This window comes from Streptomyces sp. NPDC005195, from assembly GCF_040608315.1.
GTDB classification, from domain to species: Bacteria; Actinomycetota; Actinomycetes; order Streptomycetales; family Streptomycetaceae; genus Streptomyces; species Streptomyces kaempferi.
In genome coordinates, this window is the sequence record NZ_JBEXHZ010000400.1 from 1 (window position 1) to 1,044 (window position 1,044).

A 1,044-nucleotide genomic window follows, 5' to 3' on the forward strand; every position below is an offset into this window, starting at 1 on the left:
ATGCCCCGCACCCTAACCGCCGCGTGCTGCGCCGGGATAGAGCGCTCTCCCATCGAGCCCCGAATCAGCGGTAGACACCGAACTCGTAGAGCGAGTAGCCCCATCCGGTCCCGCGGGCGGTGCCGTTGACGCGCACATACCGGCCGGTGCCCGGGACGTCGAGGTCGTCGACGCCTCCGTTTCCGTCGGTGACCGAGCGGACGGTCGTCCAGTTCTGTCCGTCGTCCGACGTCTGCACGGTGTAGGCCTTCGCGTACGAGGTCTCCCACACCAGTTGTACGTGTCGGAACGAGGTGCGGGTGCCGAGGTCGACGCGGAGCCACTGGGGGTCGCTCCAGTCGCTGGCCCAGCGGGTGGTGAGGTTGCCGTCCACGGCGCCCGCGGCGGTGCAGGGGCAGTCACCGCCGCCCGTCTGGGACGAGGAGGCGGTGGCCGGCTTGCCGAGGGCGACGTTCGTACCGCTCGGTACGGGCGGCACCACCCGCACGGAGCGGGTCTCGACACCGACGTTGCCCTTGCCGTCCTTGGCCTTGACGTAGATCTTCCAGACGCCGGGCCGGGCCGGTGCGGTCACCCTGAGCCGGCCGCCGCCGAGGTCGGTGGAGGGCAGCGTGATCAGCTGCTTGCTCTGGTCGATGTAATTGCTGTTGTCCAGGACCTCGTACGTGATCGGATCGCCGTCGGGGTCCGTGGCCTTGGCCGAGAGGGTGAGGTCACCCCCGGCGGGCACCTTGGCCGCGTCGCCCTCGACGGTCAGGGCGGTGATGACCGGCGGGGTGTTGTCGTGGGAGGTGTCCGCGCCGTACGCCTTCTTCACGGCGTAGTACGACAGCCTCTTCTCGCCCGCGGGCAGCAGGTTGAACCAGATGCCGCCGAAGTCGTACTCGGTGCCGTAGTGGAACATCGTGGCACCGAGCGCGACGCCCCTGTGCCCGGTGACACAGTTCCACGCCCGGGTGTACCCGTCGGCCTTGGCCGGGTCGGCGGGTTCGGCGGGGACGCCGTTGGCGTCGTCCGGCACCTCCCACTCACCCGCCGGGCCGG

Annotated in this window: 1 protein-coding gene; it reads right to left on the reverse strand. The window is 70.3% G+C overall.

The features are described 5' to 3' along the window. Positions 1-64: 64 nt before the first annotated feature. On the reverse strand, positions 65-1,044 hold a 980-nt coding region (locus ABZV34_RS39925; protein ID WP_356288362.1), incomplete at its 5' end, for a discoidin domain-containing protein.